24 protein-coding genes and 1 tRNA gene are annotated in these 25,417 nt (G+C 70.6%); 19 read left to right on the top strand and 6 right to left on the bottom strand.

Features of this window, described 5'->3' with window-relative positions; all coding sequences use genetic code 11:
- Positions 1-40 precede the first annotated feature (40 nt).
- Positions 41-562, bottom strand: a complete 522-nt coding sequence (locus AB4Y83_RS04265; RefSeq protein ID WP_056771184.1) for a DUF5709 domain-containing protein — start codon at positions 560-562, stop codon at positions 41-43.
- Positions 559-1,941 carry an aminotransferase class I/II-fold pyridoxal phosphate-dependent enzyme gene (locus AB4Y83_RS04260; RefSeq protein WP_442296106.1) on the bottom strand — a complete coding sequence of 461 codons (1,383 nt, stop codon included), beginning with the start codon at positions 1,939-1,941 and terminating at the stop codon, positions 559-561. Before AB4Y83_RS04260 ends, AB4Y83_RS04265 begins: the two co-directional genes overlap by 4 nt.
- Before the next feature lie 257 nt (positions 1,942-2,198).
- Between AB4Y83_RS04260 and AB4Y83_RS04255 the strand changes: the two genes are divergently transcribed.
- The 7 genes from AB4Y83_RS04255 to AB4Y83_RS04225 all read left to right on the top strand — a co-directional run bounded on the left by AB4Y83_RS04255 (position 2,199) and on the right by AB4Y83_RS04225 (position 8,587).
- A tRNA-Trp gene (locus AB4Y83_RS04255) sits at positions 2,199-2,271 on the top strand.
- A 116-nt stretch (positions 2,272-2,387) separates the two neighbouring features.
- Positions 2,388-2,657: a preprotein translocase subunit SecE gene (gene secE, locus AB4Y83_RS04250; protein ID WP_056752708.1), complete on the top strand. Its 270-nt coding sequence runs from the start codon at positions 2,388-2,390 to the stop codon at positions 2,655-2,657.
- A gap of 80 nt (positions 2,658-2,737) precedes the next feature.
- Positions 2,738-3,604, top strand: coding sequence for a transcription termination/antitermination protein NusG (gene nusG, locus AB4Y83_RS04245; protein WP_442296105.1), 867 nt, complete (start codon positions 2,738-2,740; stop codon positions 3,602-3,604).
- 97 nt (positions 3,605-3,701) lie between these two features.
- Positions 3,702-4,133, top strand: a complete 432-nt coding sequence (rplK, locus tag AB4Y83_RS04240; RefSeq protein ID WP_147066061.1) for a 50S ribosomal protein L11 — start codon at positions 3,702-3,704, stop codon at positions 4,131-4,133.
- A gap of 148 nt (positions 4,134-4,281) precedes the next feature.
- On the top strand, positions 4,282-4,998 hold the full coding sequence (rplA, locus tag AB4Y83_RS04235; RefSeq protein ID WP_056771168.1) for a 50S ribosomal protein L1: 717 nt from the start codon (positions 4,282-4,284) through the stop codon (positions 4,996-4,998).
- 225 nt (positions 4,999-5,223) lie between these two features.
- Positions 5,224-7,107, top strand: a complete 1,884-nt coding sequence (ggt, locus tag AB4Y83_RS04230; protein ID WP_442296104.1) for a gamma-glutamyltransferase — start codon at positions 5,224-5,226, stop codon at positions 7,105-7,107.
- 223 nt (positions 7,108-7,330) lie between these two features.
- Positions 7,331-8,587 carry a choice-of-anchor P family protein gene (locus AB4Y83_RS04225; RefSeq protein WP_442296103.1) on the top strand — a complete coding sequence of 419 codons (1,257 nt, stop codon included), beginning with the start codon at positions 7,331-7,333 and terminating at the stop codon, positions 8,585-8,587.
- 95 nt (positions 8,588-8,682) lie between these two features.
- On the opposite strand, the gene AB4Y83_RS04220 is transcribed toward AB4Y83_RS04225, so the two are convergent.
- A complete protein-coding gene (locus AB4Y83_RS04220) occupies positions 8,683-9,630 on the bottom strand; it encodes a DUF3152 domain-containing protein (RefSeq protein WP_442275226.1) in 948 nt (315 codons plus the stop codon).
- A gap of 319 nt (positions 9,631-9,949) precedes the next feature.
- Between AB4Y83_RS04220 and rplJ the strand changes: the two genes are divergently transcribed.
- Both rplJ and rplL read left to right on the top strand, forming a co-directional pair.
- Complete coding sequence (rplJ, locus tag AB4Y83_RS04215; protein ID WP_056771162.1) at positions 9,950-10,537, top strand: 50S ribosomal protein L10; 588 nt, start codon at positions 9,950-9,952, stop codon at positions 10,535-10,537.
- A 69-nt stretch (positions 10,538-10,606) separates the two neighbouring features.
- Positions 10,607-10,993, top strand: a complete 387-nt coding sequence (gene rplL, locus AB4Y83_RS04210; RefSeq protein ID WP_056771157.1) for a 50S ribosomal protein L7/L12 — start codon at positions 10,607-10,609, stop codon at positions 10,991-10,993.
- 242 nt (positions 10,994-11,235) lie between these two features.
- Here the strand turns inward: rplL and AB4Y83_RS04205 are convergent, their stop codons facing one another.
- Both AB4Y83_RS04205 and AB4Y83_RS04200 read right to left on the bottom strand, forming a co-directional pair.
- Entirely contained in the window at positions 11,236-12,363 is a 1,128-nt protein-coding gene (locus AB4Y83_RS04205; RefSeq protein ID WP_442275225.1) for a pyridoxal-phosphate-dependent aminotransferase family protein, read from the bottom strand.
- A complete protein-coding gene (locus tag AB4Y83_RS04200) occupies positions 12,363-13,754 on the bottom strand; it encodes an FAD-binding oxidoreductase (RefSeq protein ID WP_442296102.1) in 1,392 nt (463 codons plus the stop codon). The genes AB4Y83_RS04205 and AB4Y83_RS04200 overlap by 1 nt, the downstream gene beginning before the upstream one ends.
- A gap of 101 nt (positions 13,755-13,855) precedes the next feature.
- On the opposite strand from AB4Y83_RS04200, the gene AB4Y83_RS04195 reads away from it, so the two are divergent.
- Positions 13,856-15,043 (top strand): hypothetical protein, encoded by a 1,188-nt coding sequence (locus AB4Y83_RS04195; protein ID WP_442296101.1) that lies wholly within the window; start codon positions 13,856-13,858, stop codon positions 15,041-15,043.
- Here the strand turns inward: AB4Y83_RS04195 and AB4Y83_RS04190 are convergent.
- A complete protein-coding gene (locus AB4Y83_RS04190; RefSeq protein WP_442296100.1) occupies positions 15,019-15,495 on the bottom strand; it encodes a DUF4178 domain-containing protein in 477 nt (158 codons plus the stop codon). The two genes, AB4Y83_RS04195 and AB4Y83_RS04190, sit on opposite strands and share 25 nt — an antisense overlap.
- A gap of 150 nt (positions 15,496-15,645) precedes the next feature.
- On the opposite strand from AB4Y83_RS04190, the gene AB4Y83_RS04185 reads away from it, so the two are divergent.
- Genes AB4Y83_RS04185 through AB4Y83_RS04145 form a run of 9 tightly spaced genes read left to right on the top strand, consistent with a single transcriptional unit; the run spans position 15,646 to position 25,403 of the window.
- The gene (locus AB4Y83_RS04185) at positions 15,646-16,614 is read left to right on the top strand and encodes an ABC transporter ATP-binding protein (protein WP_056771142.1); all 969 of its coding nucleotides are present in this window, start codon (positions 15,646-15,648) and stop codon (positions 16,612-16,614) included.
- Position 16,615: 1 nt separating this feature from the next.
- The gene (locus AB4Y83_RS04180; protein ID WP_056752740.1) at positions 16,616-17,386 is read left to right on the top strand and encodes an MlaE family ABC transporter permease; all 771 of its coding nucleotides are present in this window, start codon (positions 16,616-16,618) and stop codon (positions 17,384-17,386) included.
- A 10-nt stretch (positions 17,387-17,396) separates the two neighbouring features.
- Positions 17,397-18,260, top strand: coding sequence for an MlaE family ABC transporter permease (locus AB4Y83_RS04175; RefSeq protein ID WP_442275221.1), 864 nt, complete (start codon positions 17,397-17,399; stop codon positions 18,258-18,260).
- Complete coding sequence (locus AB4Y83_RS04170) at positions 18,257-19,588, top strand: MCE family protein (RefSeq protein WP_442296099.1); 1,332 nt, start codon at positions 18,257-18,259, stop codon at positions 19,586-19,588. Before AB4Y83_RS04175 ends, AB4Y83_RS04170 begins: the two co-directional genes overlap by 4 nt.
- Positions 19,585-20,616, top strand: coding sequence for an MCE family protein (locus tag AB4Y83_RS04165; RefSeq protein ID WP_442296098.1), 1,032 nt, complete (start codon positions 19,585-19,587; stop codon positions 20,614-20,616). Before AB4Y83_RS04170 ends, AB4Y83_RS04165 begins: the two co-directional genes overlap by 4 nt.
- Entirely contained in the window at positions 20,613-21,644 is a 1,032-nt protein-coding gene (locus AB4Y83_RS04160; RefSeq protein ID WP_442296097.1) for an MCE family protein, read from the top strand. Before AB4Y83_RS04165 ends, AB4Y83_RS04160 begins: the two co-directional genes overlap by 4 nt.
- Positions 21,644-22,858 (top strand): MCE family protein, encoded by a 1,215-nt coding sequence (locus AB4Y83_RS04155; RefSeq protein WP_442296096.1) that lies wholly within the window; start codon positions 21,644-21,646, stop codon positions 22,856-22,858. Before AB4Y83_RS04160 ends, AB4Y83_RS04155 begins: the two co-directional genes overlap by 1 nt.
- Positions 22,855-24,108 (top strand): MCE family protein, encoded by a 1,254-nt coding sequence (locus AB4Y83_RS04150; RefSeq protein ID WP_442296095.1) that lies wholly within the window; start codon positions 22,855-22,857, stop codon positions 24,106-24,108. Before AB4Y83_RS04155 ends, AB4Y83_RS04150 begins: the two co-directional genes overlap by 4 nt.
- The gene (locus AB4Y83_RS04145) at positions 24,105-25,403 is read left to right on the top strand and encodes an MCE family protein (protein ID WP_442296094.1); all 1,299 of its coding nucleotides are present in this window, start codon (positions 24,105-24,107) and stop codon (positions 25,401-25,403) included. The genes AB4Y83_RS04150 and AB4Y83_RS04145 overlap by 4 nt, the downstream gene beginning before the upstream one ends.
- Positions 25,404-25,417 lie beyond the last annotated feature (14 nt).

Raw genomic sequence — 25,417 nt, 5'->3', positions numbered from 1 at the left:
CTGGTGCCGGGCCGTGGCCTCTCTGCGGGTCGGGCGGGACTCAGTCCTCGTCGGGCTCGTCAGCGATCTCGTCGACGATGTGCATCGCGGCCTCCTCGGCCGACGCGCCGGCCCCGTCGACGCCGACGTCGCTGGCCCAGGCCTGCTTCTCGTCGTCGTCGTGGGCGCCCTCGTCGTCGGCCACGAGGCGACCGGCGCGGGCGTCGCCCACCTCGTGGTCGCCGAGCCAGTCGTCCTCGGCGTCGATGGCGTCGGGGTCGTCGCCACCGACGCGGTCGCCGTCGAGGCCGCTCTCGTTGTCGGGCGCGCCGTAGGCGGAGTCGGGGTCCGGCACCTCCTGGCGGATGCGCTCGTCGATGGTCTCGTCGACGGACTCCTCGTAGGCGGTCGTGCCGTGGGCGGTGACGCCCTGCGGCCGGTCGTTGGGCGAGTAGCCGCGGTCGAGCACGTCCTCGAGGTCACCGTCGTCGAGGGTGTCCTCGGGCTGGAGCTGGTCCTCGTCGTCGACGCTGTAGGTCGTCAGCTCGTCGTCGATGGTCTCGTTGGGATCCTGGTCGCTCATCGCGAGGCTCCTTCGGTGGCGGTGTGCGAGGGGCTCGTGGCGTCCCCGGCCGACGGCGTCTCGCCGTCGCCCTCTGCCCCTACCCCCGCGGCGCGGTCCTGCGTCAGCTTCTCGGCAGCGGCGAGGGCGACGCACGTCGCGACGCCGGCCATGGCCGTGCGCACCTCGTCGAGCACGGGGAAGGTCGGGGCCAGGCGGATGTTGCGGTCGCGCGGGTCGTGGCCCAGCGGGAAGGACGCGCCCGCCGGCGTCAGCGCGATGCCGGCGTCCTTGGCGAGCGCGACGACCCGGGACGCGGTCCCGTCGAGCACGTCGAGGTTGACGAAGTAGCCCCCGGTCGGGTGGCTCCACTCGGCGACCTCGAGCCCCGCGAGGCCGTTCGTCAGCGCCTCTGCGACCGCCGCGAACTTCGGCGCGATGATCTCGCGGTGCTTGCGCATGTGCGCACGCACGCCGTCGGCGTCGTGGAAGAACTCGACGTGACGCAGGTGGTTGACCTTGTCGGGACCGATGGAGCCCATCGCGAGGTGTCCGAGGTACCAGGTGACGTTGGCCGCGCTCGCGGCGAGGACGGCGACTCCGGCGCCCGCGAAGGTGATCTTCGAGGTCGAGGCGAACATGATCGGCCGGTTCGGGTGCCCGGAGGCGGCGGCGAGGCTGAGGATGTCGGCGCTCTTGGCCTCGTCCTCGGTGAGGTGGTGGAAGGCGTACGCGTTGTCCCAGAAGATCGTGAAGTCGGGCGCCGCTGCAGGCATGGCCGCGAGGCGGGCGGCGATCTCCTGCGAGACGACGGCACCGGACGGGTTGGCGTAGGTCGGGACGATCCAGATGCCCTTGACGCTCGGGTCGTCCTTGACGAGCGCCTCGACGGCGGCGATGTCGGGGCCGTCCGCGTGCATGTCGACGGTGACCATCTCGATGCCGAACGACGCGAGCATCGAGAAGTGGCGGTCGTAGCCGGGGACGGGGCAGATGAAGCGGACCTTCTCCTCCTGCGACCAGGGCCGCGGCGAGTCGACGCCGCCGAAGAGGAGGAAGTCGACGATCGTGCTGTACATCATCGTCAGGCTCGAGTTGCCGCCGGCGACGACCTGGCTGGGCTCGACCCAGAGCAGCTCGGCGAAGAGATCGCGCAGCTCGGCGAGGCCCTCGAGTCCGCCGTAGTTGCGCACGTCGACCCCGGCGCGGTCCTTCGTCGTGGTCGGCAGGCGCAGGAGGTCGTCGGAGAGGTCGAGCTGCGCGGCGGACGGCTTGCCCCGCGTCAGGTCGAGCCTGAGACCGCGCGACTGCAGGGCCGCGTAGGCTTCACGCTGCTCGGCGAGGAAGCCGGCCAGGTCGTCGTCGGACAGGGACGCGAGGGGGGTGCGCGGGTTCGTCACCTCTCGATCCTGCCACTGCGGCGGCCGGGTGGGGCGGCCGAGTCCGTATGCCGGGTCGCGCGGTTCCCCCCGCGGGCGCGGCAGGTGCCCGAAGGCTTCCCGAAGGGTCACGTGCCGGCGACGGGGGAGGGCCCGCGGAGGGGTTTCGGGTCGGTTCGCGTTGGGGCGCATCCGTCCCGTATGATCGTCCCTCGGACGGCTTCGCTGGCCATGCTGACGCATGCCGTCCCGCCGTGGACACCCAACGTCCCCGGCGAAGGGCAATAGCTCAATTGGTAGAGCACTGGTCTCCAAAACCAGCGGTTGGGGGTTCGAGTCCCTCTTGCCCTGCGCATCCCAGTGATGTGGTCGTCGTGCAAGGCGGCACGCGGCTTCTGCCCTGACGTGGGACTCCACGGTCCGGGTGTGGCGCCCGCGGGCCGACACCCAGGCAGAAAGAAGGAATCGTGACGGAGACGAGCGCCAAGCGCGGGTCCGGCCGTGCCGACAAGGCTCGCGGCGGCAACCCCGTATCGCGCCTCTTCGGCGCGATCAGCCTCTTCGTGCGCCAGATCCTCGACGAACTGCGCAAGGTCGTGCGGCCGACGGGTCCTGAACTCGTGCGCTACACGACCGTCGTGGTCGTGTTCGTCGTGATCATGATGGCGCTCGTGTCAACGCTCGACTTCGGTCTGAGCCGACTGGTCTCCTGGGTCTTCACCGGCTCGGCCACCTGAGGCACGAGCCACCGGCACCCGACCGGGATGTCACTTCCGGCCGTCACGGCCGGTCCACGAGCAAGGAAGTAGGTCAGAGCGTGTCCGAGCAGTTCGCCCACGAGGGCGCCCCGAACGGCGAGAGCACCGAGAGCGACGTCGTCGACCCCGCGGTCGAGACCGACGACCTCTCGGCCTCCGACGTCGAGTCGGGTGCTGAGGACGACGCCACCGACTCCGACCTCGACACCGTCGAAGCGGAGACCGACGACGAGTCTGGCGACGACGTCGATGCCGCCGTTGACTCCGAGACGTCCGAGACCTCCGGTGACGACGAGCCGGTGGCCCAGGGCAGCGGCGACCCCGTCGCCGACTTCAAGGCCGACCTGCGCACGCGCTTCGGTGACTGGTACGTCATCCACTCCTACGCCGGCTACGAGAACCGCGTGAAGGCCAACCTCGAGACGCGCATCCAGACCCTCAACATGGAGGACTTCATCTTCGAGATCGAGGTCCCCATGGAGGAGGTCACCGAGATCAAGAACGGCCAGAAGAAGCAGGTCCGTCGCGTCCGGATGCCCGGCTACGTCCTCGTCCGCATGGAGCTCACCGACGAGAGCTGGGGCGCCGTGCGCCACACGCCCGGCGTCACCGGGTTCGTCGGCAACGCCCACCAGCCGGTGCCGCTGTCGATCGACGAGGTCTTCACGATGCTCGCCCCGAACTTCGAGGCCGCTGCGGCCGCCGACGGCTCCGGCGCGTCGTCGAGCTCGAGCGCCGGCAAGGACGTGCGGGTCGTCGACTTCGAGGTCGGCGAGTCCGTCACCGTCATGGAGGGCCCGTTCGAGACCCTTCCCGCGACGATCTCCGAGATCAACCCCGACACCCAGAAGCTCAAGGTGCTCGTCTCCATCTTCGGCCGGGAGACCCCGGTCGAGCTCTCCTTCGCCCAGGTCGCCAAGATCTGATCGAGGGTCGTACGACCTCGTGCGGCTGACCGCACGAGGACATGCAACCGGGTCATCGCCCAAGGCGTCGGCCCAGCAACACAGAAGGTAGGCATCCATGCCCCCCAAGAAGAAGGTCTCCGGCTTCATCAAGCTGCAGATCCAGGCCGGTCAGGCCACCCCCGCCCCGCCCGTCGGCCCCGCCCTCGGTCAGCACGGCGTCAACATCATGGAGTTCGTCAAGGCGTACAACGCCGCGACGGAGTCCCAGCGCGGCAACGTCATCCCGGTCGAGATCACGGTCTACGAGGACCGCTCGTTCACCTTCGTGACGAAGACCCCGCCGGCCGCCGAGCTCATCAAGAAGGCCGCCGGCGTCGCCAAGGGCTCGGGCGAGCCGCACAAGACCAAGGTCGCCAAGCTCTCGCGCGACCAGGTCCTCGAGATCGCCCGTCAGAAGATGGAAGACCTCAACGCCCACGACGAGGAGATGGCGGCGCGCATCATCGCCGGCACCGCCCGCTCGATGGGCATCGACACCGAGCTCTGACGAGCTCGCGTCACCAGACGCCGGGACGCCCGCCCTCCGCGTGAGGGCGGGTACCCCCGGACCGGGCCACACGGCATACGGCCGTGAGGTCCCGTGGGAGACCAGCGCACGGTCGCACCACGACTCCACGAAGAAAGCAGGAGCAGTCATGAAGCGCAGCAAGAACTACCGCGCAGCCGCCGAGCTCGTCACGCCCGGCAAGGTCTACGCCCCGCTCGAGGCCGTCCGCGTCGCCAAGCAGACCGCCAAGGCCAAGTACGACGAGACCGTCGAGGTCGCCATGCGCCTCGGTGTCGACCCCCGCAAGGCCGACCAGGCCGTCCGCGGCACGGTCAACCTGCCGCACGGAACGGGCAAGACCGCCCGCGTCCTCGTCTTCGCCAACGGCGACAAGGCCGAGGCCGCCCGTGAGGCCGGCGCCGACCACGTCGGCTCCGACGACCTGCTCGAGAAGGTCCAGGGCGGCTGGCTCGACTTCGACGCGGTCGTCGCCACGCCTGACCTCATGGGCAAGGTCGGTCGTCTCGGCAAGGTCCTCGGCCCGCGTGGTCTCATGCCGAACCCGAAGACCGGCACCGTGACGATGGACGTCGCCAAGGCCGTCGCCGACATCAAGGGCGGCAAGATCGAGTTCCGCGTCGACAAGCACGCGAACCTCCACTTCATCATCGGCAAGGCCTCCTTCGACGAGACGAAGCTCGTCGAGAACTACGCCGCTGCCCTCGAGGAGATCCTGCGTCTGAAGCCGGCCAGCTCCAAGGGCCGCTACATCGAGAAGGCCACCGTCTCCACGACGATGGGCCCGGGCATCCCGCTCGACTTCTCCAAGACGCGCAACCTCCTCGCCGAGGAGGACCAGGCCTGACCGCCTGACGCACCCGACGCAGAGCCCGTCACCCTTCCGGGGGTGGCGGGCTCTCGTGCGTCTCCGACCGTCCTGGCTGGGGGCGCTCCGGGCGCCGACGCCATTCGCTCACTCGAGTGAGCGCCCCGTCCCAGTCGAGTGACCTCGTGGTCACACCTGTCCCAGACCTCGGATCGGCGGGGTTCTCGGGGCGATCTGCGGCGTTTGCGCGGGTACGGTCGAAAGATGAGTCGTCACAGCATATGCACCACGACACGTTCCCGATGGGTCCTCGGCGCTCTCGTCGTCGGGCTCCCTCTCTCCCTGTTGCCGGCCACGGCCGGCGCGCAGCCGGCGGTCGCGCCCGCCGCCGCAGCGGCCGACCGCGGCTGGCACGGCCAGCCCACCCCGCTACCGAAGGTCCCCGTCATGACGGGCTCCGGGGGTGCCGTCGGCTCGGTCGACCGCGACGCCTCGCAGGTCGGCATCGACGTCCTGGCCCGCGGGGGCAACGCAGCTGACGCTGCGGTCGCGACCGCAGCGGCGCTCGGCGTCACGGAGCCCTACAGCGCCGGCATCGGCGGCGGTGGCTTCCTCGTCTACTACGACGCGCGCAGCAGGAAGCTCTCGACCATCGACGGCCGCGAGACGGCTCCGGCGACGTTCACCGGCAAGACCTTCACCGACCCGGCCACGGGCAAGGCGATGGACTTCAACACCGTGGTGAACTCGGGGCTGTCGATCGGCGTGCCCGGCACGCCCGCCCTGTGGGCCAAGGCGTTGCGCGACCACGGCACGCTGTCGCTGAACGCGGCGCTCAAGCCGGCCGAGCGCCTCGCCGCCACGGGCTTCGTCGTCGACCAGACGTTCGCCGACCAGACGGCAGCCAATGCCGCACGCTTCTCCGTGTTCCCCGAGACGGCGAAGGTCTTCCTGCGGGGCGGCCAGGCTCCGGCCGTGGGCTCGGTCTTCACCAACCCCGACATGGCCAGGGCGTACCGGACGCTGCGCACCCAGGGCACGGAGGCGCTGTATGCCGGCGCGCTCGGACGGGCGATCGTCGCCGAGTCCCGGGCGCCGCACACCAAGGCGGGTTCCTCGGTCATGGGCGGAAAGATGACGACGGCCGACCTGCGCGCCTACCGCGCCCTGACCAAGGCCCCGATCCACTCGCAGTACAAGGGCTACGACGTCTACGGCATGCCGGTCCCGAGCTCGGGCGGCATCGCGGTGGCCGAGATCCTCAACCTCGTCCAAGCCTACGAGGACCGCACGGGCGTCTCGACGTCCGACCTGTCGGACGTCGACTACCTGCACCGGTTCTCGGAGGCGTCGGCGACGGCCTTCGCCGACCGCAACCGCTGGGTGGGTGACGTCCCCGACGTGCCGGTCAAGGAGCTGACCGATCCTGCCTTCGCCGCAGAGCGCGCCTGCCTCTTCGACCCGATGAAGGCCCAGGCCCGTCCGATCCCGTTCGGCTCGCCGGACGGTGCCTACACCGCCTGCACGCCCGGCACGGTCGCGCAGAGCGAGCCCTACGAGGGGCAGTCGACGACGCACCTGACGGCCACCGACCGCTGGGGCAACGTCGCGTCGTACACCCTGACCATCGAGCAGACCGGTGGCTCGGGCATCACGGTCCCCGGGTACGGGTTCCTGCTCAACAACGAGCTCACCGACTTCAACTTCACGCCGCTGACCCCGGGCGTCCCGGACCCGAACCTGCCCGGCCCCGGCAAGCGTCCGCGGTCGTCGATGAGCCCGACGATCCTGCTCGACGACGGCAAGCCCTTCCTCGCGGTGGGTTCGCCGGGCGGTGCCACGATCATCACGTCGGTGTCGCAGACGATCCTCGGCTACCTCGACCGCGACCTGTCGCTCGTCGACGCGATCGCGGTGCCGCGCCTCAGCTCACGCAACGGCTCGAGCGAGGGCGCCGAGCCCGCGATCCTCAGCGGTCCGACCGGTGCGGCGCTGACGGCGATGGGCCACAAGCTGGCATCGGCGGGCACGCCGAACGAGATCGGTGCCGTGACGGCGATCCGCAGCCTGCGCGGGGGCCTGTTCGAGGCTGCCGCGGAGACGACGCGTCGTGGCGGCGGCTCGGCCATGGTCGTGCACCCCCGCTGACCTGACGACGAGACCCACGCGACGGGTGAGGCCGGTCCCGACGGGGCCGGCCTCACCTGTGTGCCAGGGCTCCGGCAGGTGCTTGAAATCGCAATCAGCGCGTTACCACACCAACCTTGTGATTGACGCATCCAGCCCATAACACGCCGAGAGTCCGTGTCGTTGACATGAGTACATCGGTCAGGGGATCGATGAGCAGGGCATCGATGACAGGAGCACGACCATGAACAGGAAACTCACGGCGATCCTCGCAGCAGCGGCCATCTCCACGATGGCCGCGCCCCTCGGTGCCGCACCGGCATCCGCAGCACCGCCGGCGACCGGAGTCTCGGCCCTCGCCTACGGCACCTACGTCGTGGTCGGGGGCCTCGTGCGTTCCGGGCCCACGGCTCTCGCCTCGATCGGCTGCACGACTGCCTTCGGCCACACGGCCACGGGATCCACGGCGGCAGTCACCGTCCCGACGGCCGGGTCGGTGGGGGCGACGCGCACCTCGGCCGCGACCTCGACGACGACGACCTACAAGATCAGCCGTGCCACGGCGACCACGGGGGCGGTCAACCTCCTCGGCGGGCTCGTCCGAGCCGATGCCGTCACCGGGGCCAGCACGGCGACGTTGAGCACGTCAGGCGTCTACAGCGGCGGCAACCGCGCCGAGCTGATCGGCCTCAAGATCGGCGGGCGTGCCCTCAATGCGAACCCGGCTCCGAACTCGGCGATCCCGCTGCGGACCTCGGCCGGGGCCGCTCTCGCCACGGTCTACCTCAACACGCAGACGAAGGCGTTCTCCGGCAACGACTGGCGAGTCAGCACGACGGCCCTGCGGGTCGTCATCACCGCACAGAACTCCCTCGGCCTGCCGGTCGGGTCACGCATCGACGTCGGGGTCGCCAATACCTCCTTGTCGCGACCGGTGGTCGGGCTCGTCTCCGGCATGGGCTACGCCACGTCGGCCAACCTCGCCGACGGCGCCGTGTCCTCGAGCCGGACCGCTCTCGCGTACCCCCCGTGCACCGGAGGCTCGGGACGTGCGACGGTGGCCACGGCAGGGGTGCCGGGGGTCGTGTCGACCGGCACGACGACGACAGACGTCATCTCCACCATCACGGCCACGTCCCGTCGCAGCCAGGTGAAGAGCACCATCGGTGCGCCCCGCGTGCTGAACGGCCTCATCAGCGCCGACACGATCGTCGCCGAGACCTCGGCGGCCCAGTCGAGCGCGGGCGCCACCCCGGTGACCACCGACGCCTCGCGGTTCGTCGGGCTGCGCATCACCGGTCTGCCCTCCATCACCTCGACGGTCAAGCCCAACACGGTCGTGACCGTGCAGGGGCTCGGCCGGGTCACCCTGCACAAGGTGACCCGCACCGCGACGTCGGTCGAGGTCGTCATGATCGAGGTCGTCACCGACCGCGTGCTGGGCTCGCTGCCGACGGGCTCCGTCGTCCGGGTCGGCTACTCCGCGAGCTCGCTGCTCTGAGGCGGCACCCATCGTGACGAGGCCGCGGTCGGCATCACCGACCGCGGCCCGTCATTTGGGGGAGAGAGGGCATATGCCGGCCGCGACGTGGGAGGTCAGGCCGGCTTGGGGGTCGGCCAGGGCCACGCCGTGCAGCCCTTGAGGCCGTAGGTCTGCTGCATCATGACCGGGGCCACCTTGCCCGAGCCGCCGCAGTAGGCGTGCGCGTGCCCGATGCCGTGGCCGACCTCGTGGTTGACGAGGTAGGTGCGGTAGCCGGCGATGTCGGTGCCGTAGGCCTCCGCGCCGAGGACCCACCGTCGCAGGTTGAGCACCACCCGCCCGGAGTTGTGGCAGCTGACCTGGCCGCGGGTCTGCAGCGGCGCGCAGAGCCGGTCGGTCGTGTCGGGGCTCGCGAGCGAGATGCGCAGGTCGACCGCGGCACCCTTGGCGGCTGCGGCGGGGGAGACGTTGACGAAGCGGACGCCGTCCTTCGCCTGCCAGCCCCGCGGATCGGTCAGCACGCTCCCCACCGTGGTGGCCAGGTCCGCGGCCTTGATGTCGAGACCACCTTCGAGCTCCACGGTGTAGCGCACCGTGCGGCCGCTCGGGGGGGTCGGGCGCAGGGCGGCCGCGGGCATGGCCACGACCGTGAACCTCCCGGACCCAGCCTGGACGACCGCGCCCTTGTCGTCTTTGCCGTCGTCCTTGCCGTCGTTCTTCCCGGCGGCCACCGCGTCGTCCGACGACGTCGAGCCCGTGGTGCCTGCCGCACCGGTCGCACCCGTCGAGGCGGAGCCGTCGACCTGCGAGTCCGTCGCGGCCTCGGGCACTCGCTCGACCTGGTCGATGGGGACCGCGGGTGCCGTGCCGGCCGTCAGGGAGACCCGCGCGGCACGTGAGACCGCGCCCTCGGGGACCGGCTCGTCGGCGCCGGCCGACGTCACGACCCAGAGGTCGGCAGCCACGCACAGCACGACGGCCAGACCCGCCCACGTCCGGCGGCGGCGGATCGCCTGCCGCCGTGACGGGGTCGGGCGGCGGACTGCGCTGCCACTCGCCATGGGGGTCACGCTAGGTCACGTACCCGGTGTGGTGGGGGATCGTGCGTCGGACCCGCCGACAGGGCCCGGGCTCGATTTGGTCCGCAGCGGTCCAGCCCGTACTGTGGTCCACGACCAATGACCGCCGGTTGGAGGGCGTGGGCAACCACGATCTCCCGAAGGTTCCGCACGATGCGGGCAACCAGCGCAGGACACTCAGCCTCACGGCATACCTCGAGTATGTCGCTGCGAGCCCCGAGCGCCCTGCGCCGGGGCTGTTTTCGTGCAGGCCCTCCGGGCCCCTTCGACAGGCGGCACCACGCAAGGGAAGGAGGCCCAGATGGCGAACTCCGAGAAGACGGCTGCCATTGCCGAGATCGCGGACAAGTTCCGTGAGTCCGGTGCGGCCGTTCTCACCGAGTACCGCGGTCTGACCGTGGCCCAGCTCTCGCAGCTGCGCACCTCGATCCGGGAACACGCCACCTACGCCGTGGTCAAGAACACGCTCACGGAGCGCGCCGCCAAGGAGGCCGGTATCACGGCCTTCGACGGTCACCTCCAGGGCCCCTCGGCCATCGCCTTCATCACCGGTGACCCGGTCGAGGCGGCCAAGGGTCTGCGTGACTTCGCCAAGGCACACCCCCTCCTCGTGATCAAGGCTGGCGTCCTCGACGGCAAGACCTTGTCTCCCGAGGAGATCACGAAGCTCGCGGACCTCGAGTCCCGCGAGGTTCTCCTGGCCAAGCTTGCGGGCGCCATGAAGGGCTCCCTCAACAAGGCCGCCTACCTCTTCGTCGCTCCTCTGTCGCAGACGGCCCGCGTGGTCGACGCCCTGCGCCAGAAGGTCGAGGCGCAGGGTCCCGCCACGGAGGCCGCTCCGGCCGCCGAGGCAACCACCGACGTCGCCGAGGGTGGCGACGAGAGCTGATTGCGCTCCTGCGCACCAGCTCGATTCAACAACACGCCACTCACGGCAATATCTAGGAAGGAAGCCACCATGGCGAAGCTCAGCACCGACGAGCTCCTTGACGCTTTCAAGGAGATGACCCTCATCGAGCTCTCCGAGTTCGTGAAGCAGTTCGAGGAGACCTTCGAGGTCACCGCTGCTGCCCCCGTTGCCGCGGTTGCCGCCGCTGCCGGTGGCGGCGCTGCCGCCGTCGAGGAGGAGGAGAAGGACTCGTTCGACGTCGTTCTCACCGCCGCGGGCGAGAAGAAGATCCAGGTCATCAAGGAGGTCCGCGCGCTCACGAGCCTCGGCCTCAAGGAGGCCAAGGACCTCGTTGACGGCGCCCCCAAGCCCGTCCTCGAGGGTGTCGACAAGGCTGCGGCCGAGAAGGCCAAGGAGCAGCTCGAGGGCGCCGGCGCGTCCGTCGAGCTCAAGTGATCTGACCCGGCTCTGCCGGGATCACTGCTCTACCGCGAAGGCGGGTCCGACCACACGGTCGGGCCCGCCTTTCGCTGTCCCGGTTTGCGGGGGTTGCTGGTTGGGCGGTCGTGCGGCGCGACGGCGCTCGCGGCGTGGAGCGTCGGCGGGGCGTATGCCGGCACGCTCGCTCCCAGCGTCAGCGCCCGCCGTCGATGCCGCGACCACCGCCACGCCCCGCGCCCCTCGAACGGGGGGCTGCGTCAGGCGGCGTGGGCCATGGCGTCCTTCAGGGCGGCGAGGACGAGGGCGACGCGGTCGGGGCGCGCGTTGTGGCCCATCAGGCCGATGCGCCAGACGGTGGAAGCGAACTCGCCCACGCCGGCGCCGATCTCGAGGTTGTGGCGCTCGAGCAGGTAGGCGCGGACGGCGGCTGAGTCGACCCCGTCGGGCACGCGGACCGTCGTCAGCTCGGGCAGGCGGGAGCCCTCGGCGGCGAAGAGGGCGAGGCCCATCTCCTCGAGGCCGTACTGGAGGAGGCGGCCGGCCTCGGCGTGGCGGTCCCAGACCTTCTCGAGGCCCTCGTCGGCGATGCGCTGGAGGCCTGCATGGAGGCTCGCGACCATCGCGGTCGGCGCCGTGTGGTGGTAGGTGCGCTTGCCCGAGCCAGAGGCCTCACCGACGTAGCCGCCGAGCAGGCCGAGGTCGAGGTACCAGGACGACGGCTTCTCGACGCGGCGCTCGAAGGCGCGGTCGCTGATGGTGAAGGGAGCGAGGCCGGGCGCGACGCCCAGGCACTTCTGGGTGCCGGCGTAGCCGATGTCGATGCCCCAGTCGTCGGCGCGCAGCTCGATCCCGCCGATGCTGGTGACCGCGTCGACGAGCAGCAGGGCGTCGCCCTTGACCGCGCCGAGGGCGGCGACGTCGGAGCGGACGCCGGTGGACGTCTCGGCATGGACTGCGGCGATGATCTTCGGTGCGGGGTGGGCGGCGGCGACCCTCTCGGCATCGACGGGTGTGCCCCACTCGTGGTCGACGCGGACCACCTCGGCGCCGTGACGGCCCGCGACGTCGACCATGCGCTCACCGAAGAGCCCGTTGACCGCCACGACGACGACGTCGCCGGGGGAGACGGTGTTGACGAAGGCGGCCTCCATGCCCGCTGACCCGGTGGCCGAGAGTGGGAGGGTGCGGCGGTTGTCGGTGCCCCAGGCGTACCGGAGCAGGTCGCACGTCTCGTCCATGATCGCGAGGAAGTCGGGGTCGAGGTGTCCGAGCAGAGGTGCTGCGAGGGCGAGGGTCGCCTCGGGGTAGGGGTTGCACGGACCGGGACCGAAGAGGTGCCGGTCGGCGATCGGGCGGCGGGTCGTGACGGGCGGGGTCGCGGTCATCAGAATCCTGCTCCGGGGTTGAGGATGCCCTGCGGGTCGAGGGCGTTCTTGATGCGGTGGGTGAGGGCCATGACGTCGGGCCCGAGCTGCTCGGGCAGGGCCGCGCGCTTGAGCCGGCCGACGCCGTGCTCGCCGGTGATGGTGCCGCCGAGCCCGATCGCGAGGCTCATGACCTCCGAGAAGGCCTGTGCCGCACGGGAACCGGCGTCCGTGTCGCCCGGCGGATAGACGATGACGGGGTGCGTGTTGCCGTCGCCGGCGTGGGCCACGACGGGGATCTCGAGGTCGTATCTGCGTGAGATGTCGGCGATGCCGGTCAGCAGGTCGGGGAGGCGCGGCACCGGCACGCCGACGTCCTCGAGCATGATCGCACCTCGCCGCTCGATGGCGACGATGGCGGCTCTGCGGGCCGCGACGAACATCTCGCCCTCGGCGGCATCCGTCGTCGTGAAGCACTCGCGCGCGCCGCCATCCCTGCACAGCCGCTCCATCACGGCGATCTCCTCGCCGCGGGCCGCGCCGGGGGCGTCGGACTGCGCGAGCAGCATGGCACCGGCCTCGCGGTCGAGCCCCATGCTGCGGTGGTCCTCGACGGCGTTGACCGACGCCCGGTCCATGAGTTCCATCATCGACGCGCGGAGGGTGTTGCCGATGGCGACGACCACCCGCGCGGCGTCCTCGACGGTGTCGAAGGTGGCCACGAGGGTGGCGGGCGGCGCCTGCGCGGGGACGAGACGTAGCGTCGCCCGGGTCACGACGCCCAGAGTCCCCTCGCTGCCCACGAAGAGCTTGACGAGCGAGAGGCCTGCGGTGTCCTTGACGCGCTGGCCGCCGAGGTGCACGAGCGTCCCGTCCGCGAGGACGACGTCGAGGCCGAGCACGTAGTCGGTCGTCACGCCGTACTTGACGCAGCACAGGCCGCCCGCGTTCGTCGCGACGTTGCCGCCGATCGAGCAGATCTCGAAGGACGACGGGTCGGGCGGGTACCAGAGCCCGTGCTCGGCGGCCGCCTGCTTGACCTCGGCGTTGAGGGCTCCGGCCTCGACGACCGCCGTGCGCGTGGTCGGGTCGATCTCGACGGTCCGCATCCGCTCGAGACTCAGCACGATGCAGCCGTCGACGGCGTTCGAGCCCCCTGAGAGCCCGCTGCCGGCACCGCGGGGCACGACGGGGACCTCGTGCTCCCCGGCCCAGCGCACGGKGGCCTGCACGTCGGCGGCGCTCGTCGCGCGGACCACCGCGAGCGGCACACCGGCTCCGGCGTCAGCCGTGTAGTCGAAGCGGTAGGCCGCCACGCTGTCGGGGTCGGTCAGCAACGCGCCGGGCGTCAGGGACTCGGCGAGCCCCTCGAGGGCGCGCAGGTCGGGAGCGTCCTTGCTCACTGTCGTCACCGGTCCACCGTAACCACGACCGGTGGGCGCGGGCGTCCCGGTCGAGGAGATGGCGTACGCCGTCCCGCGATCCGCCGATGGGCCCCGGTAGGTTTGCCCGCATGGGATGGCTGTCGCGCACCTTCAGGCCCGCTGCTGACGACGGTGCGGACACCGCCGCCGAGCAGGCGCCCCCCGTTGACCCCGACGCGCCCGAGGTGGCAGCGGCGCCGACGGTGCCCGCCCAAGCGCACAGCCCGGCCGCCGCGCCCGGCCCTGCTGCGGCAACCAGCCCTCTCGGGGCACTGACCGCCTCGATCCGCACGGCGCCTCCGACCCCGACGGCGGGCCCGATGGCCGACGCCTCGAGACCGACGACCGACGCCTCGAGTCCGACAGGACGCTACGGGCCCCTGGTGTACGTGACGCGCTTCGACAGCGCGCCGCCCGAGCTGGAGTGGCAGCTGCCGCTCAACGGCGAGCTGTACCGGCTCATGCCGGGCTCTGACCGGCCGGACTACTCGCTGCTCGTCCTCGAACGCCCGCTGCACTTCTACCCCCGCGACGGGTTCGACCTGCGTCGCGTTGAGCCAGAGCAGCAGGTGCAGGACCGCAAGGGCCGGACCATGGTGCGTGTGCACGCGCTGCTGCTGTGTGCGCGCTTCGTCGGCCAGCAGCTGCACCCGGGCATGGCCGACCTCGCCGTCAACCTCGCCTACGTCATCGACAACTCGCTGGCCCGCGACGCCGAGGTCGACTTCGCCAAGATCCAGTTCGCCGCGATCGGCTTCCTCAGCGAGGGCCACGCCCCGCGAGCCACGGCAGAGCCGGCCACCGAGGCCCCCGCGACGCCCGTCACCGATCCCATGGACGAGCCGGTCACCGACCCCGCCACGGAGCCGACCCCGCCGACCCCGCCGACCCCGTCGACCCCGTCGGTCACGTCGGACGCAGCGGCGGGCGGACGGCATACGCCCCCCACGCGGCTCGACGGGCTGCTCGACGAGCTGGCGACGACCCTGCGCCGCGGCGTCGAGGAGCAGCGGGGCGCGCCGGTCCAGCGGATGACCGCAGCCCTGACGATGGACGCCGACCACCGACTGACGGGGCTGTCGGGCAACGCCGACGGCCGGGCACCCGTGCCCAGCCCCGAGACCTTCGGCCGGATCGCCGACCTGCTCGCCCGCCTCGCGGACCTCGAGGGGGCCGACCGCGTCGCTGCGGTCACCCTGCGCGTCGACGGGGACGTCGTGACCCACGAGGTCACGGCCACGCACGACGGAGGTCAGTCGCCGGCGACCTCGCGGTAGCCGCGCACGCGTGCCGGGTCGGCGAGTCGACCGACACTGATCTCCCACATGCCGCCGTCGAAGCTCTCGTAGACGAGGACGGCATCGGATGAGTCCGTCGCGACGAACTCGACGAAATCGCACGTGCCCCGGACGCCGAGACCCGTGTCACCCTCGGCCGTGTAGGTGAGCGACCCGGCCTCGAGCAGCGTCCAGTCGCGGCCGTCGAGACTCATGGCCCCGTGCTTCGGGTCGCCGAAGAGGTCATCCCGAGTCCGCCAGTGGATGACGCACCCGGCGCCGCGCGGCTGCAGCGAGAGCCACTCCCGCGGCCCCGACGAGGTGATGCAGTGCTCGCCCCACCGAGTGCCGCCGAGGTCGAACCGGACGGTCCCGACGACGCGGTACGTGCTGCCCTCGACCTCGAGCAGAGCCCCCGGTGCGACCTGTGACGGCCGCAGTTCTGCGCGCATGCATCCTCCTGGCTCCACATGACTCGCACAGGTTAACCGTGGGGGAGCCGCCTGGCCGGGAGAACCCGACTGGCGCGTAACTTCCGCCCGGCGCCCTCGTTTCCCCCGTAGCCGAGTCGAGACGGCCAGGAAGACATAGGTGGATGCCACATGGGTGTGGAGATCGCGGTGCAAGGTCTGACCAAGACCTTCGGTTCGCAGACGATCTGGCGGGACGTGACCCTCACGCTTCCCGCGGGAGAGATCTCGGTCATGCTCGGGCCCTCGGGCACCGGCAAGTCCGTGTTCCTCAAGACGCTCGTCGGCCTGCTCAAGCCCGATGCCGGGTCGATCGTCATCAACGGACGTGACCTGACCCGCCTGCGCGAGGCCGACCTCTACGAGGTGCGCAAGCTCTTCGGCGTCCTCTTCCAGGACGGCGCCCTGTTCGGGTCGATGACCCTCTACGACAACGTCGCCTTCCCGCTGCGCGAGCACACGAAGAAGACCGAGGCCGAGATCAAGCGCATCGTGACCGAGAAGATGGACCTCGTCGGTCTGTCCGGTGCCGAGGGCAAGCTCCCGGGAGAGATCTCAGGCGGCATGCGCAAGCGCGCCGGACTGGCCCGGGCGCTCGTTCTGGACCCCGAGATCCTCCTCATCGACGAGCCGGACTCCGGTCTCGACCCGGTGCGCACGAGCTACATCAACCAGCTCTTCGTCGACCTCAACGCGCAGATCGACGCGACGTTCCTCATCGTCACGCACGACATCAACACGGCCCGGACGGTGCCCGACAACATCGGCCTGCTCTACCACAAGCACCTCGCGATGTTCGGGCCGCGCGAGATGTTGCTCAGCTCGGAGGAGCCCGTCGTGCGGCAGTTCCTCAACGCACAGACGATCGGCCCGATCGGCATGTCGGAGGAGAAGGACGCCGACGAGCTGGCCGCCGAGTCCGGTCAGGAGCTGCCGCCCCTGCCGCCGATCGCCCTCCAGCTCCCGACGAGCGACGGCAAGCCGCGTCGCGCGGAGCGGCCCGCCGGCGGCTGGTGCCGCGACAACGGCATCACCCCGCCCCCCGGCTCCTTCGAGTCGCGCAACGCCGGCATCCCCGGTGTCCGGGCGGGGGTGAGCTGACGTGGCCGCACCCCTCACGGGCGCCCTGCGCCAGTCCGGCTCGCTCTTCGCGCTCGCCCTCGACGTGTTCCGGGCCCTGCCCAAGCGCCCGTTCCAGGTCAAGGAGTTCATCCAGCAGGCGTGGTTCATCGCGAGCGTGACGATCCTGCCGACCGCCCTCGTCTCCATCCCGTTCGGCGCGGTCATCGCCCTCCAGCTCGGCACCCTGACCCGTCAGCTCGGCGCCCAGTCCTACACCGGCGCGGCTAGCGTCCTCGCCGTGCTGCGCGAGGCCAGCCCCATCGTCACAGCGCTGCTCATCGCCGGCGCGGGTGGCTCGGCCATCTGCGCCGACCTCGGCTCGCGCAAGATCCGCGAGGAGATCGATGCGATGGAGGTGCTCGGTATCAGCCCGATCCAGCGCCTCGTCGTGCCGCGCGTGCTCGCCTCGATGCTCGTCGCGGTCCTGCTCAACGGGCTCGTGTCGGTCGTCGGCGTCGTCGGCGGCTACGTCTTCAACGTCATCGTCCAGGGCGGCACACCGGGCGCGTACATCGCGAGCTTCACCGCGCTGGCCCAGCTGCCCGACCTCTGGACCGCCGAGATCAAGGCCCTGATCTTCGGTGCCATCGCGGCCGTCGTCGCGGCCTACAAGGGGCTCAACGCGGGCGGTGGTCCCAAGGGCGTCGGCGACGCGGTGAACCAGAGCGTCGTCATCACCTTCATGCTGCTCTTCGTCGTCAACTTCGTCATCACGGCCGTGTACTTCCAAGTCGTCCCGCAGAAGATCTGAGGAGAGGGCGATGGCGACCAGGACCCAGAACCGGACTCGACCGGGTTCGGAGCGGCTGCTCCACCTCGCGAGCCGGCCCTCCCGCGCGCTCGACTCGCTGGGCGAGCAGATGCGCTTCTACGTGCGCTCCCTCGCGTGGAGCGGACGCACGATCCGCCGGTACAAGAAGGAGGTGATCCGGCTGCTCGCCGAGGTCTCCCTCGGCACCGGTGCGCTCTCGGTCATCGGCGGCACGGTGGGCGTCATCGCCTTCCTCGCCTTCTTCACCGGCACCGAGGTCGGCCTGCAGGGCTACTCCTCGCTCGAGCAGCTCGGCACCGGGGCCTTCACGGGCTTCTTCTCGGCCTACCTCAACACCCGGGAGATCGCCCCGCTCGTCGCGGGACTGGCGCTCGCGGCCACGGTCGGCTGCGGCTTCACCGCCCAGCTCGGCGCCATGCGCATCTCGGAGGAGGTCGACGCGCTTGAGGTCATGGGCATCCCGTCGCTGCCGTTCCTCGTCACGACCCGCATGATCGCCGGCTTCATCGCCGTCATCCCGCTCTACGTCCTCGGGCTGCTCAGCTCGTATGCCGCCACGCGCTTCATCTCGACGGCGTACTTCGGGCAGTCGGAGGGCACCTACGACCACTACTTCCACCTGTTCCTGCCACCGGGTGACGTCTTCTGGTCGTTCTCGAAGGTCATGGTCTTCGCGGTCGTCATCATCCTCATCCACTGCTACTACGGCTACACGGCGTCGGGCGGCCCGGCCGGGGTCGGCGTCGCCGTCGGCACCGCGGTGCGCACGTCGATCGTCGCCATCAACATCGTCGACTTCTTCCTCTCCCTGGCCATCTGGGGCGCGACGACGAGCGTGAGGATCGCCGGATGAGCGACACCAGTCCAGGCCCGCTCACCCAGCTGACGCGGTGGCGCATCGGCGTGAAGGCCTACGGCATCGTCTTCCTCCTCGTGCTGGCGCTGCTCGTGGGCCTGGCCATCGCGTCCTTCCAGAAGCGCTTCACGCCCGTCGTCATGGTCACGCTCGAGACCGACCGCCTCGGCAGCCAGCTGCAGGAGAGCTCCGACGTCAAGCTGCGCGGCCTGCTCGTCGGCGAGGTGCGCCACGTCGAGGCCACCCCCACGGGAGCGCGTCTGGAGCTGGCCCTTCAGCCCGACGAGGTCGCCAAGATCCCGTCCAACGTCAGTGCACGGCTGCTGCCCAAGACGCTCTTCGGCGAGCGCTACGTCGACCTCGTGACGGCCACGTCGAACGCCCGGCCCATCGAGGCGGGGGACACCATCCCGCAGGACCGCAGCCGGGTGTCCATCGAGCTCGAGACGGTCCTCGACAACCTCTACCCGCTGCTGCGCACGGTGCAGCCGGCCAAGCTCGCGACCACCCTCAACGCGCTGTCGACCACGCTCGACGGCCGCGGCGACCAGATCGGCCGCAACCTCGTGCTCGTCGACCGCTACCTCAAGGCGCTCAACCCCAGCATGCCCACGATCCGACAAGACATCTCGCTGCTCGCCGACACCGCCGACCTCTACGCCGGCGTCGCGCCCGACTTCTTCCGTCTGACCGAGTCGCTGCGCGTCACGAACAAGACCATCGTCGAGAAGGACCAGCAGCTCGCGGCCTTCCTCGTCGGCACCGCAGGGTTCGCCAACGAGGCGGCCGGCTTCCTGCGCGACAACGAGCAGCGCATCATCCAGGTCGGCCAGGTCAGCAAGCCGACGCTCCAGCTGCTCGCCGAGTACTCTCCGATCTACCCCTGCGTGGCCTCGGGCCTGGTCAACTGGCTGCCGCGCGCCAACGCGGCCTTCGCCGGCGGAACCTTCCACATCACCCTCGAGGTCGTGCCTCCCCGACAGCCGTACAGGCCGGGTGAGGAGCCCCGTTGGGACGACAAGCGCGGGCCCCACTGCTACGGCCTGCCCACGCCCGACGGTTCACAGGCGAACCCCTTCGCGGGCAACCACTTCGACGACGGCACCCAGTCCGCGAGCGACGCGACGCCCTTCTCGTCCGTGCCCCAGGCACTGCTCGGCGACGCCTCCGCGGCCGACTCCGGCAGCGCCGGCACGGTCGACGAGCAGCGCGTCGTCGGGGCGCTGCTGGCCCACGGCGGACAGCCGTCCGACGGCGGCGAGAGCGGCATCCAGACCCTGCTCGCGGGGCCGATGATGCGCGGCACGGTGGTGAGCACCCGATGAAGGTCAAGGGCTCACTCATCAAGCTCATCGTCTTCGCGGCGGTCACGCTCTTCGCGACGAGCGTTCTCGCGCTGACGATCGCCAACATCCAGCTCGGCTCCAAGGCGACCTACACGGCTGTCGTCACCGACGCGACGGGTGTCATCGCCGGGCAGGACGTCCGCATCGCCGGTGTCAGGGTCGGCGAGGTCACCGACGTCCGCGTCGCCCACGACGCGACGTCCGAGGGCGCCACCGCCGAGATCGACTTCTCGGTGCTCAAGAGCTCGGTGCTGACGCAGGGCACCGAGGTGACGGTCAAGTACCGCAACCTCGTCGGCCAGCGCTACCTCGCGCTGAGCCAGGGCACCGGCGCCCCCGCCCCGCTCGCCGACGGCTCGACGATCCCGCTCTCGCGCACCCACCCCGCGCTCGACCTCACCGTCCTCTTCAACGGCTTCAAGCCGCTCTTCGCCGCGCTGTCGCCGAGCGACGTCAACGAGCTCTCGGGCCTGCTCATCCAGACGTTGCAGGGGGAGGGCGGCGACGTCAACACCCTGCTCGCCAAGACGGCCAGCCTCACGTCCGCCATCGCCGACCGCGACGCCGTCATCGGCCGCACCATCGACAACCTCAACACCGTGCTCGGCACCGTCGATGCCCACGACCAGCAGCTGCTCTCGCTCATCGACCAGCTCCAGCGCTTCACGAGCGGGCTCGCGGCCGACCGCGAGACGATCGGCCGTTCGCTGTCCGGGATCAACACCCTCTCGGCCGAGACCGCCGACCTGCTCGTCTCGACGCGCCCGCTCATCAAGGACGACGTCTCCCAGCTGCGCACGCTGGCCACGACGCTCAACAAGCCGGCCAACGTCAAGGAGTTCGAGGACTTCATCACCGGCGCGCCGGGGCGCATCGCCACGCTGACGCGCACGGCGACCTACGGGTCCTGGTTCAACTTCTACCTCTGCAAGTTCGACGCCTCGAGCCCGATCCTCCCGGGCGTGAGCCCCTCCTACGACGTCTCGTCAGCGAGGTGCGAGTCATGAGCATCCCCTTCCGAGAGCGCAACCCGGTCCCGATCGGTGCGATCGGCCTGCTCGTCATCGCGGTGGTGCTCTACCTGGCGTTCAACGCCTCCAGCCTTCCGCTCATCGGCGGCGGGACGGCATACAGCGCGGCCTTCTCGGAGGCCGGCGGCATCAAGCCCGACGACGACGTGCGCATCGCCGGGGTCAAGGTCGGCAAGGTGACCGGCGTCGACCTCGAGGACGGCCACGTCCGCGTCGACTTCACCATCACCGAGGACGCGAGCTTCGGCCCGCAGACCGGTGCCTCGATCCGGATGAAGACGATCCTCGGGGAGAAGTACGTCGCGCTCGACCCCAAGGGGCAGGGCCAGCTCGACGCCGACGCGCAGATCCCGGTCTCGCGCACCGTCAGCTCCTACGACGTCATCAACGCCTTCCAGGACCTCACGACGACGACCGAGCGCATCGACACCGACCAGCTCGCGAAGTCCCTGACGGTCATCGCCACGGAGTTCAAGGACAGCCCGCAGTACGTCAAGGCCACGCTCGACGGCCTCTCACGCCTCTCCCGCACGGTGGCGAGCCGCGACGCCGAGCTCGGCTCGCTGCTCCAGCGGGCCAACAGCGTCACCGGCCTCGTCCGCAGCCGCAACGAGCAGGTCAGCACGCTCATCCGTGACGCCGACCTGCTCATGGTCGAGCTCGTCAAGCGTCGCGACGACATCCGCACGCTCTTCCGCAACACCTCGGCGCTCGCCAAGCAGCTGACCGGCCTCGCGCGCGACAACCGGGCACAGCTGAAGCCGGCCCTCGCCCAGCTCGACACGACGCTCGCCATGCTCCAGAAGCACGACGCCGACCTCCAGAAGACGATCCAGGCGATGGCGCCCTTCACGCGGGTCTACGCCAACACCCTGGGCACCGGACGCTGGTTCGACACGTGGGTCTCCAACCTCGTCGTGCCGGTCGGCACGCCCGGGCTCGCCCTGCCCGGCACGAAGCTGCCCGACCTGCTCCTTCCCGGCACCTCCGGAGGTGGTCGCTGATGCCTGCGCGCCAAGGATCCCGTATGCCGTTCGGCCGGCTGCACGGCCCCGCCACCGTGCTCGGCAAGGTCGTCAGCGGCCTCGTCGTCGTCGCGCTCGTCGCGGCCGGCATCGTCTTCTGGCCCCGCCAGGGCCAGACGTCGGTCAGCGCCGACTTCACGCGCGCCGTCGGTCTCTACCCCGGGTCCGACGTGCGCATCCTCGGGGTCAAGGTCGGCCAGGTCGACACCGTGACGCCCGAGGGCGACCACGTGCACGTCACCTTCAGCTACGACGACAAGTACCGCGTTCCCGCCTCGGCCAAGGCCGCGATCGTCGCGCCGTCGCTCGTCTCGGACCGCTACGTCCAGCTGCTCCCCGTCTACGAGGCGGGCCCGGCCCTGGCTGCCGGGACGCGAATCCCCTTGGAACGCACGGCCGTTCCGGTCGAGCTCGACCGTGTGTCGCAGAGCCTCGACGACCTCATGGTGGCGCTCGGTCCCGACGGGGCCAACAAGGACGGTGCTCTCAACGAGCTGCTGCGCACCTCTGCCGCCAACCTCGACGGCAACGGCGACAAGATCAACGGCACGGTGCACGACCTCTCGACCGCGCTCTCGACCCTGTCCGGCAGCCGCGACGACCTCTTCGGCACCGTGAAGAACCTCCAGTCCTTCACCTCGATGCTCGCGACGAACAACGCGCAGGTGCGGCGGCTCAACACCGACCTCGCGACCGTGGCGACCCAGCTGAGCGAGGAGCGCGAGAACCTCAAGGCGACGCTCGAGAGCCTCGGGGTCGCGGTCGACGAGGTGTCGGGCTTCGTCTCCGACAACCGGGCGCTGCTCAAGAGCAACCTCGACCGGGCGGTCACCGTCACCAACGCCTTCGCGAAGAACCGTCAGGCCCTGGCCCAGCTCCTCGAGAACGCCCCGGTCGCGCTGTCGAACCTCCAGAACGCCTACCACCCCGAGACCGGCACCCTCGACACCCGCAACAACGCCAAGGGCCTCGACGACCCGCTGCTGCTCGTGTGCTCGATCCTCACCGGCCCGACGCACACCGGCAACACCAAGCTGTGCGACTCCCTCAAGAAGGCGTTGCTGCCGAAGCTGCCCACCCTGCCGTCGCTGCCGAGCGGCACTGCGCTGCAGGGCACTCCGCAGTCGAGCGGCCTCGTCAACCTGCGTGGCGCCGACCCCACCCTCGGCGGACTGCTCGGAGGCTCCCGATGACGTATGCCGTCCGCTCCCGTTCCCGACGCCGGTCCGCCGTCGTCGTGCTGGCCTCCCTCGCTCTCGGGGGCTGCAGCGCCTACGACCTCCCGCTCCCGGGTGGCGCCGGTACCGGCGACGACTCCTACACGGTCACCGCCGAGTTCGCCGACGTGCTCGACCTCGTGCCGCAGTCGTCGGTGAAGGTCAACCAGGTGACCGTCGGGTCCGTCGAGGACATCCAGGTGACCGGGTGGACCGCGACGGTCCGGCTGCGGCTCCCCGGCAACGTCGTGCTGCCCGACAACGCCACGGCCGAGCTCAAGCAGACCTCGCTGCTCGGCGAGAAGTACGTCGCGCTGGCGGCCCCCACCGACGTGCCGGCCGAGGGCCGCCTCGGGCAGGGTGACCGCATCCCGCTGTCGCGCACGAGCCGCAACCCCGAGGTCGAGGAGGTCCTCGGCGCGATGTCGTTGCTGCTCAACGGTGGTGGTGTCGCACAGCTGAAGACCATCGAGGCCGAGCTCAACAACGCCCTCCGCGGTCGCACCGGCGACGTCAAGGACCTCGTCACGCAGCTGAACACGTTCGTCGGGGGACTCGACGCCCAGAAGGGCGAGATCGTCCGGGCCATCGACAGCATCGACCGGCTCTCGTCGACCCTGGCCCGGAACCAGGCCAAGATCGCTGCGGCTCTGGACGAGCTGCCCAAGGGCCTGAAGATCCTCGCCGACCAGCGTCGGCAGCTGACGGCGATGCTGACGGCGCTGCGCGACCTCGGCGAGGTCGGCACCCGGGTGATCCGAGGGTCGCGCGCCGACCTCGAGGCCAACCTCCGGGCCGTGAGCCCGATCCTGCGCCAGCTCAACAAGGCCGGTGACGACCTGCCGAAGAGCTACCAGCTGCTCCTGACCTACCCCTTCCCCAACAACGCCCAGAACACGATCAAGGGTGACTTCACGAACCTCTGGGCCACCCTCGACACCAACCTCGACACCATCGCCGGCAACCTCGGCGTCGGGAAGCTCCCGAACCTCCCGGGCATCCCGGGGGTGCCGCTGCCCTCCGTGCCACTGCCGTCGGTGCCGCTGCCCTCGGTCCCGCTGCCCTCGGTCCCGCTGCCGAGCGTCACCGTGCCCTCGGTGCCCGGGGTGCCCCTGCCGACGACGCTGCCGGGCGGCCTGCTCGGCTCAAGCCGGCCCGGCTCGGGAGCCGGCACCGCCGACGCGGCGTCGTGGTCCACGCTCTTCCCCACGGGAGGCGCCCGATGATCACCCGCACCGTCCGACTCCAGCTGGCCGCCTTCGCCCTGCTGTCCATCACCCTCGTCGCGATCCTGTCGGCCAACTACGTCGGTCTCACCGACAAGATCGCCGGCGGCAGCTACGTCGTGTCCGCCGACCTCGCCCAGTCGGGTGGCATCTTCGTCGGCGCCGAGGTCACCTACCGAGGCGTCACGGTCGGGAAGGTCGACGGGATGCGCCTGGCGGGCGACGGCGTCGTCGTCGACGCGCGCCTCGACCGCGGCACGGAGGTCCCCAAGGACACCAGGGCCGTCGTCGAGAACCGCTCGGCGGTGGGGGAGCAGTACCTCGACCTCCAGCCCCGCACGCCTCGGGCGCCCTACCTCGCCGCCGGTGACGTCATCCCGCGCGACCGGACCGCGTTCCCGCTCCGTATCGACCAGCTGCTCCAGCACGTCGACGACACGGTGTCGTCGGTGCCGCGCGACGCCCTCGTGACGACGGTCGACGAGCTGGCCGAGGCGTTCAAGGGTGGTGGCTCCGACCTGCAGCGGCTCATCGACTCGGGTGACGCCCTGACCGCGGCCGCCTCCGAGGCGCTCCCCGAGACGACCCGTCTCATCGACGACGGACGGATCGTCCTCGACACGCAGGTCAAGAGCGGCGACGACATCCGCACCAGCGTGTCCGGCTTCGCGAACGTCGCCGACGCGCTCCGTCAGGCCGACCCCGACCTGCGCGTCGTCCTCGACCGAGGGTCCGTCGCGGTCGAACAGCTCGATGCCCTCATCTCGGAGAACAAGCAGAGCCTGGCTGCGCTCCTCGCCAACTTCATCACCATCGGCAACGTGACGACGGCCCGGCTCGACGGCATCGAGCAGCTCCTCGTCACCTACCCCGACGTCGTGACGGGTGGCTTCAGCGTCGTGCCCGGCGACGGCACCGCGCACTTCGGGCTCGTGCTCAACGTCGACGACCCCAAGGCGTGCGAGGCCGGCTACGAGGGCACGACGAAGGTCGACCCGCACCGCACGACGGGCCTGCCGCCCGTCAACCTCGACGCGCACTGCGCGGCTTCTCGCGGCTCGGGCGTCAACGTGCGCGGGGCCCAGAACGCCCCCAAACCCACCCGAGGGGGGCAGAGCGGGCAGAGCTACCCGATGTCCTTCGGGGCGACCCCGGTCGCCCTCGGCAACCGGGCCGTGACCTCCGGCAGCCCTGAGTCGTTGTCAGTCCAGTCGCCGGTCGCTCCGGCCGGTGGCGACGAACGGACCGACAACGGCACGAGCTGGCTCTGGATGATGCAGGAGGCGCTCCGCTAGCCGGTGACGGAAGG

Source organism: Terrabacter sp. RAF57 (assembly GCF_052113925.1).
Taxonomy (GTDB): Bacteria; Actinomycetota; Actinomycetes; order Actinomycetales; family Dermatophilaceae; genus Terrabacter.
The sequence above is the reverse complement of the archived record's forward strand: the minus strand, read 5'-3'. Positions and strand labels throughout refer to the sequence as shown.

Excerpts from the sequence above, each read along its gene's own strand:
- AB4Y83_RS04265 (WP_056771184.1), bottom strand. The coding sequence starts at position 562 with ATGAGCGACCAGGATCCCAACGAGACCATCGACGACGAGCTGACGACC.
- rplK (WP_147066061.1), top strand. The coding sequence starts at position 3,702 with ATGCCCCCCAAGAAGAAGGTCTCCGGCTTCATCAAGCTGCAGATCCAG.
- rplA (WP_056771168.1), top strand. The coding sequence starts at position 4,282 with ATGAAGCGCAGCAAGAACTACCGCGCAGCCGCCGAGCTCGTCACGCCC.
- ggt (WP_442296104.1), top strand. The coding sequence starts at position 5,224 with ATGAGTCGTCACAGCATATGCACCACGACACGTTCCCGATGGGTCCTC.
- AB4Y83_RS04225 (WP_442296103.1), top strand. The coding sequence starts at position 7,331 with ATGAACAGGAAACTCACGGCGATCCTCGCAGCAGCGGCCATCTCCACG.
- AB4Y83_RS04220 (WP_442275226.1), bottom strand. The coding sequence starts at position 9,630 with ATGGCGAGTGGCAGCGCAGTCCGCCGCCCGACCCCGTCACGGCGGCAG.
- rplJ (WP_056771162.1), top strand. The coding sequence starts at position 9,950 with ATGGCGAACTCCGAGAAGACGGCTGCCATTGCCGAGATCGCGGACAAG.
- rplL (WP_056771157.1), top strand. The coding sequence starts at position 10,607 with ATGGCGAAGCTCAGCACCGACGAGCTCCTTGACGCTTTCAAGGAGATG.
- AB4Y83_RS04205 (WP_442275225.1), bottom strand. The coding sequence starts at position 12,363 with ATGACCGCGACCCCGCCCGTCACGACCCGCCGCCCGATCGCCGACCGG.
- AB4Y83_RS04195 (WP_442296101.1), top strand. The coding sequence starts at position 13,856 with ATGGGATGGCTGTCGCGCACCTTCAGGCCCGCTGCTGACGACGGTGCG.
- AB4Y83_RS04190 (WP_442296100.1), bottom strand. The coding sequence starts at position 15,495 with ATGCGCGCAGAACTGCGGCCGTCACAGGTCGCACCGGGGGCTCTGCTC.
- AB4Y83_RS04185 (WP_056771142.1), top strand. The coding sequence starts at position 15,646 with ATGGGTGTGGAGATCGCGGTGCAAGGTCTGACCAAGACCTTCGGTTCG.
- AB4Y83_RS04175 (WP_442275221.1), top strand. The coding sequence starts at position 17,397 with ATGGCGACCAGGACCCAGAACCGGACTCGACCGGGTTCGGAGCGGCTG.
- AB4Y83_RS04170 (WP_442296099.1), top strand. The coding sequence starts at position 18,257 with ATGAGCGACACCAGTCCAGGCCCGCTCACCCAGCTGACGCGGTGGCGC.
- AB4Y83_RS04165 (WP_442296098.1), top strand. The coding sequence starts at position 19,585 with ATGAAGGTCAAGGGCTCACTCATCAAGCTCATCGTCTTCGCGGCGGTC.
- AB4Y83_RS04160 (WP_442296097.1), top strand. The coding sequence starts at position 20,613 with ATGAGCATCCCCTTCCGAGAGCGCAACCCGGTCCCGATCGGTGCGATC.
- AB4Y83_RS04155 (WP_442296096.1), top strand. The coding sequence starts at position 21,644 with ATGCCTGCGCGCCAAGGATCCCGTATGCCGTTCGGCCGGCTGCACGGC.
- AB4Y83_RS04150 (WP_442296095.1), top strand. The coding sequence starts at position 22,855 with ATGACGTATGCCGTCCGCTCCCGTTCCCGACGCCGGTCCGCCGTCGTC.
- AB4Y83_RS04145 (WP_442296094.1), top strand. The coding sequence starts at position 24,105 with ATGATCACCCGCACCGTCCGACTCCAGCTGGCCGCCTTCGCCCTGCTG.